The sequence below is a fragment of the Methanoculleus sp. UBA208 genome (genome assembly GCF_002498065.1).
GTDB lineage: Archaea > Halobacteriota > Methanomicrobia > Methanomicrobiales > Methanoculleaceae > Methanoculleus.
Genome location: NZ_DAFZ01000079.1, coordinates 18,420 through 33,842 on the forward strand (window position 1 = coordinate 18,420; position 15,423 = coordinate 33,842).

At 63.4% G+C, this 15,423-nt stretch carries 17 protein-coding genes; 10 read left to right on the top strand and 7 right to left on the bottom strand.

Annotation, left to right across the window (positions count from 1 at the left end; translation table 11 throughout):
• Nucleotides 1–2: 2 nt before the first annotated feature.
• Both tsaA and BRA62_RS08405 read right to left on the bottom strand, forming a co-directional pair.
• Entirely contained in the window at nucleotides 3–440 is a 438-nt protein-coding gene (tsaA, locus tag BRA62_RS08400; RefSeq protein WP_292366121.1) for a tRNA (N6-threonylcarbamoyladenosine(37)-N6)-methyltransferase TrmO, read from the bottom strand.
• Nucleotides 441–444: 4 nt separating this feature from the next.
• The gene (locus tag BRA62_RS08405) at nucleotides 445–921 is read right to left on the bottom strand and encodes a ribonuclease HI family protein (RefSeq protein WP_292366122.1); all 477 of its coding nucleotides are present in this window, start codon (nucleotides 919–921) and stop codon (nucleotides 445–447) included.
• 90 nt (nucleotides 922–1,011) lie between these two features.
• Here BRA62_RS08405 and BRA62_RS08410 point away from each other — a divergent pair, with 90 nt between their 5' ends.
• The 5 genes from BRA62_RS08410 (at nucleotide 1,012) to BRA62_RS08425 (ending at nucleotide 3,815) form a co-directional block, all read left to right on the top strand.
• A complete protein-coding gene (locus BRA62_RS08410; RefSeq protein ID WP_292366123.1) occupies nucleotides 1,012–1,716 on the top strand; it encodes a phosphoribosyltransferase in 705 nt (234 codons plus the stop codon).
• Nucleotides 1,717–1,732: 16 nt separating this feature from the next.
• Complete coding sequence (locus BRA62_RS08415) at nucleotides 1,733–2,209, top strand: YbhB/YbcL family Raf kinase inhibitor-like protein (RefSeq protein WP_292366124.1); 477 nt, start codon at nucleotides 1,733–1,735, stop codon at nucleotides 2,207–2,209.
• Nucleotides 2,210–2,287: 78 nt separating this feature from the next.
• Entirely contained in the window at nucleotides 2,288–2,950 is a 663-nt protein-coding gene (locus tag BRA62_RS12835) for a YbhB/YbcL family Raf kinase inhibitor-like protein (protein WP_305066074.1), read from the top strand.
• Nucleotides 2,832–3,299 carry a YbhB/YbcL family Raf kinase inhibitor-like protein gene (locus BRA62_RS08420; RefSeq protein WP_292366125.1) on the top strand — a complete coding sequence of 156 codons (468 nt, stop codon included), beginning with the start codon at nucleotides 2,832–2,834 and terminating at the stop codon, nucleotides 3,297–3,299. Before BRA62_RS12835 ends, BRA62_RS08420 begins: the two co-directional genes overlap by 119 nt.
• A 57-nt stretch (nucleotides 3,300–3,356) precedes the next feature.
• Complete coding sequence (locus BRA62_RS08425) at nucleotides 3,357–3,815, top strand: YbhB/YbcL family Raf kinase inhibitor-like protein (protein ID WP_292366126.1); 459 nt, start codon at nucleotides 3,357–3,359, stop codon at nucleotides 3,813–3,815.
• A gap of 49 nt (nucleotides 3,816–3,864) precedes the next feature.
• Here BRA62_RS08425 and BRA62_RS08430 read toward each other — a convergent pair whose 3' ends face one another.
• Complete coding sequence (locus BRA62_RS08430) at nucleotides 3,865–4,317, bottom strand: CBS domain-containing protein (RefSeq protein WP_292366127.1); 453 nt, start codon at nucleotides 4,315–4,317, stop codon at nucleotides 3,865–3,867.
• 119 nt (nucleotides 4,318–4,436) lie between these two features.
• Between BRA62_RS08430 and BRA62_RS08435 the strand changes: the two genes are divergently transcribed.
• The 3 genes from BRA62_RS08435 (at nucleotide 4,437) to BRA62_RS08445 (ending at nucleotide 7,753) form a co-directional block, all read left to right on the top strand.
• Nucleotides 4,437–5,363, top strand: coding sequence for a DUF475 domain-containing protein (locus tag BRA62_RS08435; RefSeq protein ID WP_292366128.1), 927 nt, complete (start codon nucleotides 4,437–4,439; stop codon nucleotides 5,361–5,363).
• A 72-nt stretch (nucleotides 5,364–5,435) separates the two neighbouring features.
• Nucleotides 5,436–6,011, top strand: a complete 576-nt coding sequence (locus BRA62_RS08440; RefSeq protein WP_292366129.1) for a flavin reductase family protein — start codon at nucleotides 5,436–5,438, stop codon at nucleotides 6,009–6,011.
• A 299-nt stretch (nucleotides 6,012–6,310) separates the two neighbouring features.
• Nucleotides 6,311–7,753 carry a response regulator gene (locus BRA62_RS08445; RefSeq protein WP_292366130.1) on the top strand — a complete coding sequence of 481 codons (1,443 nt, stop codon included), beginning with the start codon at nucleotides 6,311–6,313 and terminating at the stop codon, nucleotides 7,751–7,753.
• Nucleotides 7,754–7,756: 3 nt separating this feature from the next.
• Here the strand turns inward: BRA62_RS08445 and BRA62_RS08450 are convergent, their stop codons facing one another.
• The 3 genes from BRA62_RS08450 to BRA62_RS08460 form a co-directional block, all read right to left on the bottom strand.
• A complete protein-coding gene (locus BRA62_RS08450) occupies nucleotides 7,757–7,921 on the bottom strand; it encodes a hypothetical protein (protein ID WP_011843191.1) in 165 nt (54 codons plus the stop codon).
• 66 nt (nucleotides 7,922–7,987) lie between these two features.
• A complete protein-coding gene (locus tag BRA62_RS08455) occupies nucleotides 7,988–9,106 on the bottom strand; it encodes a TIGR04084 family radical SAM/SPASM domain-containing protein (RefSeq protein WP_292366131.1) in 1,119 nt (372 codons plus the stop codon).
• 252 nt (nucleotides 9,107–9,358) lie between these two features.
• Nucleotides 9,359–9,604 (bottom strand): type II toxin-antitoxin system HicB family antitoxin, encoded by a 246-nt coding sequence (locus BRA62_RS08460; protein ID WP_292366132.1) that lies wholly within the window; start codon nucleotides 9,602–9,604, stop codon nucleotides 9,359–9,361.
• 175 nt (nucleotides 9,605–9,779) lie between these two features.
• Here BRA62_RS08460 and BRA62_RS08465 point away from each other — a divergent pair, with 175 nt between their 5' ends.
• Together BRA62_RS08465 and BRA62_RS08470 are read left to right on the top strand one after the other, a co-directional pair.
• On the top strand, nucleotides 9,780–10,115 hold the full coding sequence (locus BRA62_RS08465; RefSeq protein ID WP_292366133.1) for a cupin domain-containing protein: 336 nt from the start codon (nucleotides 9,780–9,782) through the stop codon (nucleotides 10,113–10,115).
• A gap of 231 nt (nucleotides 10,116–10,346) precedes the next feature.
• Nucleotides 10,347–13,106, top strand: a complete 2,760-nt coding sequence (locus tag BRA62_RS08470; protein WP_292366134.1) for a cation-translocating P-type ATPase — start codon at nucleotides 10,347–10,349, stop codon at nucleotides 13,104–13,106.
• Here the strand turns inward: BRA62_RS08470 and BRA62_RS08475 are convergent.
• Nucleotides 13,064–14,977, bottom strand: coding sequence for a beta-propeller domain-containing protein (locus tag BRA62_RS08475; RefSeq protein WP_292366135.1), 1,914 nt, complete (start codon nucleotides 14,975–14,977; stop codon nucleotides 13,064–13,066). The genes BRA62_RS08470 and BRA62_RS08475 overlap by 43 nt on opposite strands.
• Between the last annotated feature and the right edge of the window lie 446 nt (nucleotides 14,978–15,423).

Consider the following 15,423-nt stretch of genomic DNA (forward strand, 5'->3'; position numbering starts at 1 on the left):
ACCTACTTTTTAATGTGCCAGCCGCCCGTCGCTTCCGGGATGCAGTCGATCTCGGGGGAGTAGGGTTTGATGTCCAGCACCGGGGTCCCGTCCAGGGCGTCGAGCCCCCGGACTACCAGGACGCCTCCCTCCCGCCGGACCAGGTCGACGATCCCGAGGCCGATCGGATTCGGCCGGGCGGGCGATCGGGTCGAAAAAACTCCGCGTTCCCGGCTCTCTCCCGGCGGTTTTGCGTGGAGTTGTCCCCGCTCCGCCCGGTCGAGCCAGTAGAGCACGATAAGGTGGCTGCTCCGCTCCACGTCCTCAAGCCCGGCGGTGTAGGCGTCATGGACGTGGATCTCCGCGACGGTACCCGCGAGGCGTCCCTGGCGGGGGGCGTCGCCCCGGGCCCGGTAGGGCGACCGGACGACGCCGATGGGGATGCACTCGATCGCAGCCATACCTCTACCTCCTCCGCTTCTCCGCATCGAGCATCTCGTTGCAGAGGCGGTCCGCAACCTGGATGCAGGGGTGCTCTCTTGGAACGCTCTCGAACCTGACCTCTGCGAAGCTGCGCATCCGCCGCCGCACCTCCCCGGCGAGGTCTGCAAGGTGCTCTTTTGTGATGCGGTACCGGCCGGTGAGCTGGCGGACGACGAGTTCCGAGTCCGACCTGACTATAAGGCTGCCGCTGGTGAACTCCCGTGCGGCGTCAAGGCCGTTGATGACGGCATGGTACTCTGCCACGTTGTTGGTCGCCGTCCCGATAAACCCCGAGCGGCCGGCCACGACGGACCCGTCCCGCACAATCACGTATGCCCAGGCGGCGTCCCCGGGGTTTCCCCGCGATGCGCCGTCGGTATACAGCGTCACCGCACCGGTTTCCGTCACCGGTGCCCCCTCCGCCGCCTCTCTGTCAGTATCATGTGCCGGTTGATCCATCGATCTCCGGGGAGTTATTGGTATCGTTCTCGGGGGCAGGCGGCCGCCCACCGGAAGACGTTAATATCCCGGTGCAGTAAAGGCGAACTTATGCTGGATACGGGCCGAATCATTGAGGATAGATCGCTTCGGGACCGGCTGAGCGTTTTTGAGAGCCGGACCGACGCCGGGAGGCAACTCGCCGCGACCCTCTCAACGCTCGAGACGATCGCCGAACCGGTGATCTGTGCCATCCCTGCCGGGGGGGTGCCGCTTGGGCTTGAGGTGGCCCGGGCCTTGAAGGCCCCGCTCCGGATGGCGGTGGTGCGGAAGGTGCAGATCCCCTGGAACCCGGAGGCCGGGTTCGGTGCCGTGACCTGGAACGGGCGGGTCTTCCTGAACCGTTCCCTCATGGCCGGGCTCGACCTCTCTGAGGCCGAAGTGAACGCCGCCATCGCAAAAGCCAGAAAGAACGTGGAGGAGCGGATAGAGAAGTTCGCCGGCGGCCGGGAAGAACCGGAGGTCGAGGGCCAGGACGTGATCCTGATCGACGACGGCCTCGCAACCGGGTATACGATGTTCGCCGCCGTCGAGGCGGCTCGGGCCGGGTCGCCCCGTCAGATCGTCGTGGCGGTTCCCACCGGTTCCCTCCCTGCCGTCAACTTCATCGCCCGGCAGGCGGACCTCGTCATCTGCTTAAACGTCAGGACCAGCCGTACGTTTGCAGTGGCGCAGGCATACGAGCAGTGGCACGACGTCACCGACCAGGAGGTGCAGGAACTGCTGATCCAGGCCCGGGACATGCGGCTCTTATGATGGATGCGGAATGGCGATGGAGCCCTTAACGGTGATACCGGGCTTCGGCGTCTTCCCACCGGAGCATACCTGCGATGGCGCCGACCGTTCGCCGGAGATCACGGTCCTCGGCATTCTCACGCCGTACCTCGCAATCGTCATGGAAGACCTCGACGCATCGATGGGCACGTTCACCCACTGGCTTGCCTGGAATATCCCGGCTATGGAGAAGATCCCCGGAGGCCTGCCGGCGGAGGCGCGCCTCTCGGAACCGGTTGCCGCGGTTCAGGGGACGAACGATTATGGCAGCACCGGCTGGCGCGGCCCCTGCCCGCTCCGGGGAGAGACGCATCGCTACCTCTTTCGGGTCTACGGGTTTGATAGGCCGCTCGATCTTGCGCCGGGTTCCGACCGGATTGCTTTCGGGCGTGCCATGAGCGATACGATCCCGCAGTACGGCGAGGCGGTGGCGGCATACGGGAGAACGGCCGACGTGAGCCCTTCCCGGTGTTAGGCCGGAGCTTCCGCCACGCCCCGCCCGCCGCAACTGGCTTATGGGACCTCACCCACCGGGTGCCGGAGGATAATGAGTATGCAGAACCTGACGATCGAGATCGGTTTCGACCGGTTCCCCCCGGAACACACCTGTGACGGGGAGGATATCTCCCCGGCGATACGGGTTCGCGGGTCGGATGCACCCTACCTTGCGGTCATCGTGGACGATCCGGACGCCCCGCGGGGCACATTCACCCACTGGCTTGCCTGGAACGTTCCGGCAACCGGCGAGATCCCGGGCGGGATCTCCCCGGAACCGCGGGTTTCCCATCCGGTTCCTGCGGTCCAGGGAACGAACGACTTCCAGAGGATCGGTTACGGTGGTCCCTGCCCGCCGAAGGGTGCGTCGCACCGTTTCTTCATCCGGGTCTGGGGTCTTGAGCAGGAACTCGATCTCCCACCGGGAGCCGGCCGGTCGCGCCTGGAGGGGGCGCTTGCGGCCGCCGCCACGGGGTACGGAGAGGCGATGGCGATTTACGAACGTAAAAAATATCCGGTATCCGGTCCCCGGCCGGACACCGGACTTGAGGCGCCCGGGGCCCCCGCAACCTTTTTTATCACCCTGCGCCGAAAGCCTCCGCATGACCCCTGGAGTTGCCGGACTGGTCGTCTCCCTCCGTTCGGCGGAATTTCCCGTATGGAACACCTGCGACGGCCCCGATCTCTCTCCCGAACTGAGGATCCGGGGACTCACCCCTGAGACACAATCGATGGCGGTCTTTGCGCTGAACCCCTTCGAACCCGGGTGCTCCTTCACGACCTGGATCGTCTGGAACCTCTCGCCGTCGCCCCTGATCCCGGAGGGCATCCCTCCGCAGGGTGTCGTGACGGCCCCGGTGGACGCCGTCCAGGGGACGAACGATTATGGAACCCTCGGCTGGCGCGGCCCCTGTCCTCCCGAGGGCGAGACGCACCGTTACCTCTTCAAGGTCTACGGGCTCGATGCCATGCTTGATCTGGCGCCCGGCGCAGGCAAGCACGACCTCATCGGCGCGATGCAGGGGCACGTCCTCGGGTTCGGCGAGACCGTCGCCATGTACTCCCGGTGACCGCACGCACCCTTTTTATACCATGGTTCCGGAAGGAGAATATCGACGGAGCCTGGCATGACGCAAAAACTGGTAGTAACACTGGATTTCGAAGAGTTCCCGCCGGATTACACCTGCAAAGGAGCGAACCGGTCGCCCCCGATCCGGGTCGAGGGGATCCTCCCGAACATCAAATCGCTCGCGATCCTTGCGACGACGAGCCCCGAGGAAGGGCCGTCAAGGGTGGTCTGGGTCCTCTGGAACCTCCCTGCCGTCCCGCTGATCCCGGAAGGCTTCCCGGAAGGGGAGGTGGTGGAATCGCCGCTCCATGCCGTACAGGGGACGAACGACTTCGGCAACATCGGCTACCGGGGTCCCTGCCCGGAGACCGGGGAGGCCGAGGCGTACCTCTTCAGGGTGTATGCACTCGACCTCGATCTCGCGCTCGCGCCCGGGGCGACCTGGGAGGAGATGGTCCGGGCGATGGAGGGGTCGTTGAACCAGTCCGGGGAGGCCGTGGTCTTCGCCACCGGATAGGTTGGCCGGACTCGCGGCCAACATCCGGGAAAGGGGATTTCGGCCCCCCTCACATGGGTATGGGCGCGCTCGGTTTCTGTATGGGCGGGCTTTGTTTCTCGATGTTCTTTGCAATAGCAGCCATCTCTTCGCCCAGCATGCGGACGATATCGTCCATGGTGACGATCCCGATCAACTTTCCGCTGTCGTCGACGATCGGCATCCTCCGGATGCCTGCATCGGTCATCTTCTGGATGGCCTCGTAGATCCCCATGCTGTCCTGGAACGTGATCACGTCCCGGGTCAGGACCTCCTCCGCCCGGATCTCGCCCGGGTTCTTCTCCTGCGCCATGACCCTGATTGCGAGATCGCGGTCGGTAAGTATCCCGGCGGGCCGGTTATCGCCGGTGACGACGACGACGCTTCCAACGTTCTTCTCGCCCATGATCCTCGCCACCTCCACCGCCGGCGTGTCCGGCGAGACGGCGACCACCTGCTCGCGGCAGCACTTCACAAGTCCCATATCTGTTTCCTCCGTTGACGACTGACTCATGCCGGTATGGTATATGAACGTAACCCGTACCGCCCGGCCCGGCCGCCTCGCCTTATATGCGATCGGCGACAGACTGTACACCACACAAAATGGACTGGCTGCTGATTGTTCTTACCGTAGCGGGTCTCTCTGTCTTCGAGATCGTCTCAAGCATCGATAACGCCATCATAAACGCCGACGTCCTCGCGACGATGGGGGAGAAGGCCCGCAGGTGGTTTCTCCTCTGGGGCCTGATCGCTGCGGTCTTCGTGGTCCGCGGGCTCCTGCCGTGGATGATCGTCTGGGCTACGAACCCGTCGCTCGGCCCCCTCGGTGCGCTGTTCGCGACGTTTTCAAGCGATCCGGCGGTTACGGCCGCGATCGAGGAGTCGGCTCCGATCCTCCTGATCTTCGGAGGGACGTTCCTCGTCTTCCTCTTCTTCCACTGGCTTTTCGTCGAGGAGAAGAATTGCGGGCTTCGGAGCGAGCGGTTCTTCTCCCGGCAGGCCGTCTGGTTCTATGCAGTCGTCTCGATCCTGCTCGCCGCCATCGTCTGGTTCGCCCTCCAGGTCAACGCCATGATGGGGTTCGCGGCCGTGCTCGGCTCGACCGCGTTCTTCATCGTCCACGGGTTCAGGCAGAACGCCGAGGTGCAGGAGGCCCGGCTCCGGCAGCCCGGGATGTCGGACCTCTCGAAGATCGCCTACCTCGAGGTCCTCAACGCGACCTTCTCGATCGACGGCGTCATCGGGGCGTTCGCCTTCACCCTCTCGGTCCCCCTCATCCTGATAGGGAACGGTGTCGGGGCGGTCGTGGTCAGGGAGCTGACCGTCCGGGGCGTCGACCGGATCAGGAGTTACTGTTACCTCAAGAACGGGGCGATGTACTCCATCCTGGTGCTCGGGACGATCATGCTCGCGGACAGCTTCGGGTTCCATATCCCCGCCTGGCTCTCGCCGATAGCGACGTTCGCCATCGTCGGCTACTTCCTCTACCGGTCGGTGCGGCTCCAGAAGGGGGCGGCGGGAGCCGCGTGACCGATCTTGCCGTTGCACCGCACCCGGGGATTCGAAAAGGTTTATCCGGATCGGGAGACGAAACGTAGTCCCATGACGAAGCAATCAATCGGCCCACGGACTCTTCTCTACCCCCACCCGGACCTGATCATCGGGACCTACGATTCGGCCGGCCGGCCGGATGCGATGGTCGCCGCATGGGGGGGCATCTGCTCGTCCCGCCCGCCGGCGGTGGCGGTCTCGGTCCAGAAGGCCCGGCAGACCTACGCGAACTTAATGGAGCAGCGCGAGTTCACGATCAGCATACCCTCGGCGGACTACGTCCGGGAAGCGGACTACTTCGGCATCGTCTCCGGCCGGGATACGGACAAGTTCGCCGCGACCAATCTTACACCGGTGAAAGGCGACCTGGTGAACGCTCCGTATGTCGGGGAGTTTCCGGTCGCCCTCGAGTGCCGGCTCCTCCAGACGGTCGAGATCGGCGTGCACACCCAGTTCATCGGGGAGATCCTGGACGTGAAGGTTGACGAGAGCGTCCTCGGGGAGGACGGCAAGCCCGATATCGAAAAGATCCGGCCGTTCGCCTACGACTCGATGCGGCAGGAGTACTACGGGTTCGGCGGCGTGCTCGCGAAGGCCTTCTCTGCGGGGAAGGAACTCAAGCAATAACTTCTTTTTCGACTCGAGCGGCACCTCAGGTTCGTCCTGATGGTGCCGGGCGCAGCCGTTCGTTTCGGGCTTCATAAGGGCCGGTGAAGTGCCATCGGCACCGGAGCGGTGAGTGCCTGCGGCGGGAACTATGTCGCATAATGCAGGGATGTGCAGATACGTGGTGGGAACGGCGATTATCGGCAAATGAATCTATATTTACGATCTAACTTCTGAATTCCGCGTTTCAGCGCCGTTGTAATATTCCGTTAATTTATTATAGGGTTACTCCGGTATAATTGGGAACGGAAGCGGTGCAGATGGTTCAGTATTCCGTACTCTACGTAGATGATGAACCAGCCCTTCTCGAAGTCGGTAAGATATTTCTCGAACGCTCGGGTATGCTCACCATCGAGACCGTCTCCTCCGCCCAAAAAGCCCTGGACCTGCTCGGGGAGCGGCCCTGCGACGCCGTCATCGCCGACTACCAGATGCCCGGCATGGACGGTATCGGACTCTTGAAGGAAGTACGGCAGCGCTTCGGAGATATCCCGTTCATTCTCTTTACCGGGCGCGGCCGCGAGGAGGTTGTCGTGGAGGCGCTCAACCGCGGTGCGGACGGCTACATCCAGAAAGGAGGCGATTCCCGCTCCCTGTTTGCCGAGCTTGAGCACCGGGTCGTGCGGGCGGTGGAGCGCCGGCGTGCCATCCAGGCGCTGCGTGACTCCGAGGAGCGTTACCGCGCTCTCTTCGAGGGGGCGAACGATCCGATATTCATCTTCGAGGAGGACCGGTTCGTCGACTGCAACTCAAAAGTTCTCGAGACCTTTCAGTGTACCCGGGAGTTCCTTATCGGGAAGACCCCCTGGGAACTCTCCAGCCCCGTTCAGCCGGACGGTTTCCCGGCGTTTACGAGCGCTATCGAGAAGATGCAGGCGGCATATGCCGGGCAGCCGCAGTTCTTCGAATGGCGGATCTCTACACCGAGCGGGAAGCGTTACGACGTAGAGATGAGCGCGAGCCGGCTGGACGTGAAAGGCCCGCGCCAGCTCCAGGCCATCGTCCGGGACGTCACCGCACGGAAGCAGACAGAAGCCGCGCTGATGGCCGCGAACCGGAAGATGCACCTGCTCTCCGGCATCACCCGGCACGACATTCTCAACCAGCTGACTGTCCTTCAGGGCAACCTGGAGTTCATGAGAGAGCGGATCACCGATCCGGTTCTCCTCGGGTACATGGACCGTCAGGAGCAGGCCATCGGGTTCATCAGCCGCCAGATTGCGTTCACCCAGGACTATCAGGACCTCGGGGTCCGGACCCCGGATTATCAGGGACTTCGAGAATGCGTGGCACGGGCGGCGGCGGACCTCAATTCCCGGGATCTCGCTCTCCTTGCCGAAGTCGGGGAGATTGAGATTTACGCCGATCCGATGCTGGAGAAGGCATTCTACAATCTCTTTGAGAATTCGATCAGGTATGCCGGGCCGGCCCCGACGGTCAGGGTCCGGTGCCAACGCCAGGGGGGGAGCCTTATCATCGCCGTCGAGGACAACGGTTCCGGGGTACCAGCACACGAGAAAGAAAAGATATTCATACGTGGCTTCGGTAGGAACACCGGTTTCGGTCTCTTTCTCGTCCGGGAGATTCTCTCGACCACCGGACTTGCCATCCGGGAGACCGGGGAGCCCGGGAAAGGGGCACGGTTCGAGATACTGGTGCCGGAAGGCGGCTGGCGGGTCCGGGATGCCGGTGCCGCCGCCTGATTCTCACCGCCGCCGGTCCCGTTTCGCCTCGACCCACCGCTTTCTCTTCCCGCACCGTTCGCACCGCTGCTCCCACTCGATGACATTCGAGGAGTATTCGTCGTATCCCCGCTTCCTGCCCCACCGGTGGAGCCCGATTCTGCAGAGGATCTGTCCGATGGCCGTCATGGGTGTCTGCAAGTAATCTTCTTCCGGCTGAATGAATGTTGCCCCGGGGGAGGGCACAGGATTTTTTTACGGTATAATCTCGCAGCTGTTGTACTTCTGGTGGGCGAAATCCTCCATCCGGACTCTCCCGTCGCGGATGAGGCCCCGGATCTCGGGGAGCGCCGCCGAGAGTGCCGAATGGAGGTTCCTGACCGTCCCGCAGACAGCCCGCCGGCCTTCCTCCGGCCAGGGGCGTGTGATATTTGAATAAAGACATCGGCCGCCGCAGAAGTCGAGAAGGCCGCATTCCGTGCAGGGGCTTCCCACGGTCGTCACCGGAAGGCGGAGGGGATCGGCGGTGGCGATGTGCCCGGCGTAGTAGTCCTTCATCCCGACCATGATCGGGCAGGGGGCGATATGCCCGTCGGTCATGATGCTGTAGTTCGCGTGGCCGCACCCGCACCGGAGCATGCTTGGCCGCAATAGGAGCATGTCCTCCACCGGGTCGATGAAGGGATACCACCGGAGCACCCTTCCTTTTTTGCGCATCGTCTCGACCCAGAACGCGACGAGCGATCGGATGCCGGGGTTGTAGTTCTCCTCCACCCACGCGGCGTAGTCCCGCAGGTGGTAGTCGTTCCAGAAGTTCGCGTCCATCTGCCAGTGGACGGCTGGAAAGGAGAACAAGTCGTTCTCCGTGAGGTAGCGGACGGCCTCTGCGATATCGGTGTCTTCGGTCACGGTCATCCGGGCGATCAGTTCGCCGGAAAATCCGCCCGCCATGAGGCCCTTAAGGTTCCTCATGATCCGCTCAAACGTCCCCTCCCCGCGGTGAGCATCGGTGAGTCCCTCGGGCCCGTCAATCGAGACCAGGATCGTGTCGAACCGGTTTGCGGTTCCGGGCTCGAGACGGTCGAGAAGCGTGCCGTTGGTGTGCAGGATCAGCGCCGATACCGGGGCGTCGCGGGCGATCTCGCGGACGAGGTCGGCGGCGAGCAGGGGCTCCCCGCCGTAGAAGGTCAGCACGGCGTCGGGGTCTTTCGCGAGGAACCGGTAGAGGTCGGCGAGATCGATATCGAGGTCGATCGGAAGGTCTTCGTCGACGGCGATCCCGGGCAGCTCCGGGGAGTCGACGGTGAACGCCTTGCCGCGGCAGTAGGTGCAGCAGAGGTTGCAGTTGTCGGTCAGGATGAGGTGGTAGTACACTGAAGGTCTCTTACCATTTGGAGGGCGGGCGGGAAAAAGGTGAGGATACGGGACTTTCAAATCTTCTCCGGGCGACTCCTGTGATAGACCTTTACAGATCAAGGAACTCTTCTTTTGTAAGGCGTGTGCTCCCGTCGTCCCCGATTTTATAGAGAGCTACGTGGCTCCCCTTTCCCCGGTGAGGAGCGTAGCCGAACCCGATTGCCTTCAACTTCTTTATGATGTCATCGGAAGAGATCTAAGGCAGCTTCGTCATGCCTCGACCTCAATGACCGAGGTGAACTTGTGCCGAGATGTCAGGATGGGCTCAATGTCCTGCAGCATCCCGAGTTCTCGTGCATTATCGAGGTAGAGTTCGATCGCTTCACGGATGTTATCCAGCGCTTCTTCCGGAGTATCGCCGCAACTGGCAACCTCGAGTTCCTGGCACTTTGAAACATAGGTCCCCTCTTCCTCCCAGATAAGAATGGTCAGCCGCACCTTTGTCAATGATATCACCTTCGACCATTAACAGTTCATTCACCCGTTACAATATTCTTCTCACCGGGGATCGGGCGGTGATCGGATTGAGAGCGGGTCATACCTTCAGACTGTCCATAAGGGTTAGGAGTTTGTATGCCTGTTCGTCGCTTCAGGCGCAAAACAGAATACCCTGCAGGAGCAACCGACCCGTATGCCTGAAGCGAAGAAAGAGAATCTCACCGAACAGGTCATCGATCCCCGCGATCTCGTTGCCTACCAGCAGGGCTCGATCGTCAGCAGAATGCTCGTCTACGAAAAGTCCGGCACCATCACGGTCTTCGCCTTCGATGCGGCCGAAGGCCTCTCAGAGCACACCGCACCCTACGATGCCGTGCTCCAGGTCATCGACGGGGAGGCCCTCGTCACCATCGCGGGTATGGAGTATCCCCTGAAGGTGGGCGACCTGATCATCATGCCGGCACAAAAACCCCATGCGGTCCACGCCGTAACCCGCTTCAAGATGATGCTGACGATGATCCACGCCTGATCCGCCAAGACGGTTCTCCATGAGTCATGCCTGCAGGTTTTTATATGCGGGCGACCGATCCCTCTCCCGGCATACCCGGGAGATCGGTGTTGAAGGCATTCCAGGCCTCGCCGAGCGGAAAGACTTCACCGTCCGGTCGATTCACCGCTAATACGGATCGTTCGACATGGTCGGTGCACCTCTTCTTCCGGGGCACCTGCATCCTGCAACGTAGACCCGTGAGATGATCGTATGGACGCATCCCTCTCCCCCGAAGAGTCCCGGACGACGGCATGGCACGCCCTTCCGGCGGACGAAGTAGCCGGACGGCTCGCATCGGCTGACGGGGGCCTCACGGATGAGGAGGTCGCCCGGCGGCGTGAGGTCTTCGGGGAGAACACCCTCCCGCAGAAGCGGCCTCCGACAGTGCTTGAGATCTTCCTCCGCCAGTTCACGAGCCCGCTCATCTACGTGCTCCTTGCAGCAGGGATCATCTCCGTCCTCTTCGTCGATCTCACCGACGCGGCCTTCATCTTCATCGTCATCCTGGTGAACGCCGTCGTCGGGACGTTCCAGGAGGTGAAGGCGGAGAGGAGCGCAACGGCGCTGCAGCAGATGCTCAAGATCCGTGCACGGGTGAGGCGGGGCGGCCGCGAGGCGACCGTACCGGCAGAGGATCTTGTTCCCGGCGACCGTGTCGTCCTGGAGTCGGGCGAGCGCGTCCCCGCCGATGTCCGCGTCATCAGGGCGCGGTCGCTCACCGTCGACGAGTCCCTCCTGACCGGCGAGTCCCACGCGGTCGGGAAGAACGCCGATCCCGTGGATGTGTCCCTGCCTCTCGGCGACCGCCAGAGTATGCTTTACGCCGGCAGCACCGTCATGACCGGTCGGAGCATGGGAGTTGTGGTCGCGACCGGCCAGAACACCGAGATCGGGCAGATCGCCGAGACGGTCACGGCGTCGGAGGCGGGCAAACCTCCGCTCGTCATCCGCATGGAAGACTTCTCCAAAAAGATCAGCATCGCCGTCCTTGCCGCCACCGGAGTGCTTGCGATCATCGTCCTCGGCCAGGGTGTGCCCCCCATCGAGGTCTTCTTCCTCGCCGTCGCCCTCGCAGTCTCGGCGATCCCCGAGGGCCTGCCGATCGCCCTGACCGTCACGCTCTCGATTGCAGCGTCACGGATGGCCGGGCGGAACGTCATCGTCCGGGTCCTTGCGGCCGTGGAGAGCCTCGGGAGCTGCACGCTGATCGCGAGCGACAAGACCGGCACCCTCACGGTGAACCAGCAGACCGCCCGGGCGATCGTCCTGCCGACGGGCGAAGCGTTCTCCGTTACGGGGGCCGGGTACGCGGGCGAGGGAGAGGTTCTCGACGGGAGCGGCACCACGGTCGCCGGCCCCGTCCGTGACCGGGTAGAAAGCCTTGCCCGGGCCGCGACGATCAGCAACGAGGCCGCCCTGGAGCGGAACGACGGGGGTGACTGGACGCACCGGGGCGACGCGATCGACGTGGCGTTCCTCGCGCTCACCTACAAGCTGGGGCTCGATCCCGCCGGTATCCGCGAGAACGCGCCCGCCGTCGCCGAAATCCCGTTCGAGTCCGAGCGCCGGTATGCCGCCGTCTGGTACCGGGAGGGCGAGGAGACCCTGGTGGCGGTCAAGGGGGCCGTCGAGACCGTTCTCCCGTTTTGCCGGACGATGGCCGCAGCAGGGCAGGAAGGGGGCGTGCCCCTCGACCCGGACCGGGTGCAGGAGGACCTCGACAGCCTCACCTCCCGGGGGTACCGGGTGCTTGCCGTGGCAGAGGGTCGGGCGGAGGAACCGATCTCGACGGAGACCCCGGAGTTGCCTCCCCTCAAACTCCTCGGCCTGATCGGGTTCATCGACCCGATCCGGCCCGACGTGCCCGATGCCGTGCGGCGGTGCCGCGACGCCGGGGTCGACGTGGTGATGGTGACGGGGGATCACCCCGCAACGGCTTTTGCCATCGCGCGGGAACTCAAGATCACGGACTCCCCCGACAGGGTCGTCACCGGCGCGGAACTGGGCGATGAAGAGATCCCGACGTTCACGGAGTTCATCGACCGGGTGCAGGGCGCCCGGGTCTTCGCCCGGGTGACGCCGCTGCAGAAACTCCGGATCGTCGAGGCATACCGGGAGAGCGGGGCGTACGTCGCGGTCACCGGGGACGGGGTCAACGACGCGCCGGCGCTCCGGAGCGCGAACATCGGGGTCGCGATGGGCTCCGGGACCGACGTCGCCAAGGATACGGCGTCGCTGATCGTCACCGACGACGACTTCGCCTCGATCGTCGCCGGGATCGAGGAGGGTCGGTATGCCTACGAAAACGTCCGCAAAGTCGTCTACCTCCTGATCTCGACCGGGTTTGCGGAAGTCCTCCTCTTCCTGCTCGCACTCCTCATAGGCCTGCCGCTGCCTCTCCTCGCGGTCCAGCTCCTCTGGCTGAACCTGGTGACGAACGGCATCCAGGACGTGGCGCTGGCGTTCGAGGGCGGAGACCCCCGTGTCATGAACCGGCCGCCGCGAAGGCCTGAGGAGGGGATCTTCAACCGGCTGATGATAGAGGAGACGGTGATCTCGGGCGCGGTCATCGCGGTGGTTGCGCTCGGAACCTGGTACTGGCTCCTTGGAAACGGGTGGGACGAGTTCGCGGCCCGGAACCTCCTCGTCCTGCTGGTGGTGCTCTTCGAGAACTTCCATGTCTTCAACTGCCGGTCGGAGTACCTCTCCGCGTTCCGCGTCCCCATCAGCCGCAACTACCTCCTGGTCGCCGGCGTCATTGCCGCGCAGGGCGTGCATCAACTCGCGCTCTACGTCCCCTTCTTCCAGGACGTCCTCCAGCTGCAGCCCGTCTCCCTGGTCGAGTGGCTCTCGCTGCTCGCCCTCGCCTCCTCGGTCGTGATCGTGATGGAGATCTTCAAGGGGGTCCGGAAGCACCGCCCTCCCGGTCACCGGACCGGGACCGGGGGCGGGGAGGCCTCCCACCGGTAGGGAAGGAAGACCTCGTTGATCCGGCTGCCGCCGGCAAGATCGGTCATGACGATGCTTCTTGCCGAGACGGTGTAGAGGGTGTCGTCCATGAAAAGTGACCGCCGCACCGCATCGGCCGAGTTCCAGGTATAGGAGGGTCCCTTCTCGGCGTGGGCGACCGTGCCCTTCAGGGTGAACCCGCCTTCCGGGGTCACCGAGTAGGCGTAAGCCCCCTGCCAGGTCGTGGTGCCGTACGACCCGGGATACTTCGATCCGGGGTTCTCGATCCGCTTAATCTCGCTCACCGGGATGACGAGGAGGTTCTTCTCTTTTGCAAAGAGGAAGGCCTTGTGGTCGCGGAGGGCCTCCGAGTCGGTCCCGGCCTCCCCGATCACGACGGTATCGACCGGAACCGGGTTGTTCACGTCCGAGACGTCGAAGAGGGCGATCTTGAGCCCCTCCACCGAGACGCCGCCCCAGGTGTTCTCGCTCGTCTCTTTGCCGATGCCGATGATGTGGTCGGCGTCATAGGGGTGGAGATAATCGGAGTAGCCGGGGATCTTGAGTTTCCCGAGGATGCCCGGGTGTTTCGGGTCCGAAAGATCGATGACGAAGAGGGGATCGATCCGCTTGAACGTCACGAGGTAGAGCCGGTCGCCGACGAACCGGGCGGCGTAGATCCGCTCGTCCGGCGCGATATGCTCGAGCGTCCCGATGATCTCCATTGCGGGATCGAGAACGTAGACGTTATTGTACTGGAAGGACCCCTCACGCGTCCAGCCCTCGACGGCCGTCGCCATCCGGAGGTTCTCCCCGTACTCGTCGAGCGAGAACTGGTTCAAGAGGTGCCCGGGAACCCTGCCCATGGCCGCATACTCGATCCTTCCGTCGTCGATAGCGAACCGGTGGACGATTGTCTCCTCCCGGCTGCCGGCGGATTCCGCCGGTGTCCCGGAGAAATACGCCGGTCCGGTGTTGCGATAGCCGATGTAGAGGTTCTTCTGCGATGCAAAGAGGGTGGTGTCGTAGCCGAGGAGGAACGTCTCGGCATCGGTGGTGCCCGAATCGTTCCGGACGGAGAAGGCGCTTGCGGTGTAGAATACATAGTTCTGCAGCGGAGTCCCGGGGCGGTAGACATCGGGCCGGAGCGGGGGCGCGCTGTCCGTCCGCACCTCGGGGAGGACGATCTCGCCCCGTATCCAGAGGGGAGCCTCCCGCGTGAGGACGTAGACGTTGTCGCCGATCATCCGGGCGTCGTAGTAACTGCCGGTGAAGGTCCGGGTCCGGACCAGGTCGGGATCGCTCCGGTCGGCGATGTCGTAGATGTATGCATGCGTCACCGCCCGCTGGACGGGAACGGGTGTTACGCTCCCTTTCACGGTGGTCATGCTCTCTTCTGTCCCGGTGGCAAAGACCGTCAGGCGGTCGCCCGCGAGGAAGAGCGCCGTCGGACGCCCATCGATCCGCGTCTCGGATACGATCTTCGCATCCTCTGCCGGGTATGCTTCAAGGATCGCGAGCGTCTCCCCCGAGAGGATGTAGATGTATCTCCCGTCGTTCTTCAGGAAGTCGGCCTCGTCCACGCCCTGCACCTGCACGTTCGTGGTTGAGTAGTCGCGGGCGGCCGTCGGGGCGGATGTCGCTGCCGGCATCGGTGCATCCATGCCGGTCTCCTGTTTGGTAGATCCCGGGGGCCAGGTGTAGCCGCCGTCGCTCCATCCTCCCTGCGCGTGCTCCTTCAGGAACGCTTCGATCTCTTCTTTCGATGCAAATTTCCGTAAATCCCCCCTGATCTCCTCCCCGGCGTCCTCCGATGCGAGGGCGGTCCCGATGATCGCTGCGATCACGAGACACCCGAGGGCGATCGCCGTCGCCGGTTTCCAGTTCCTCATAACCCGTTCACCTTCCAATGAAGGGAGATGCACGTCTCTATGCTTCAGGTTTGCGTAACCTACGAATATTTTCGAAGTCTTCGGGTGGGACTGGAAGTGGATTTGGTGAGGTGGCGCTAGGTGTATCGCACGGGGGGGATCTGACATGAGCCTTGCAGGTGCGGCATGGTTGATTCAGTGTATTTCCAAGCAACCCGGTACAGTGGACCGTGGGGGCTGCGCACCTCGAAGCCTCACGGCTTCTCGTGCTCCGGTTCTTCGCACCTTCGGTGCTCACGCTCCGGTTCTTACGAACCATCGCACTCCGGAGCATCGCACTTCGCACTTCGGTGCTCAAACTCCGTTCCTTCGCACCTTCGGTGCTCACGCTCCGGTTCTAACGAACCGTCGTGCTTCGGAACGTCGCCCTCCCCTGCAACCCCTCGAAGAACTTCGTTCTTCTCGAG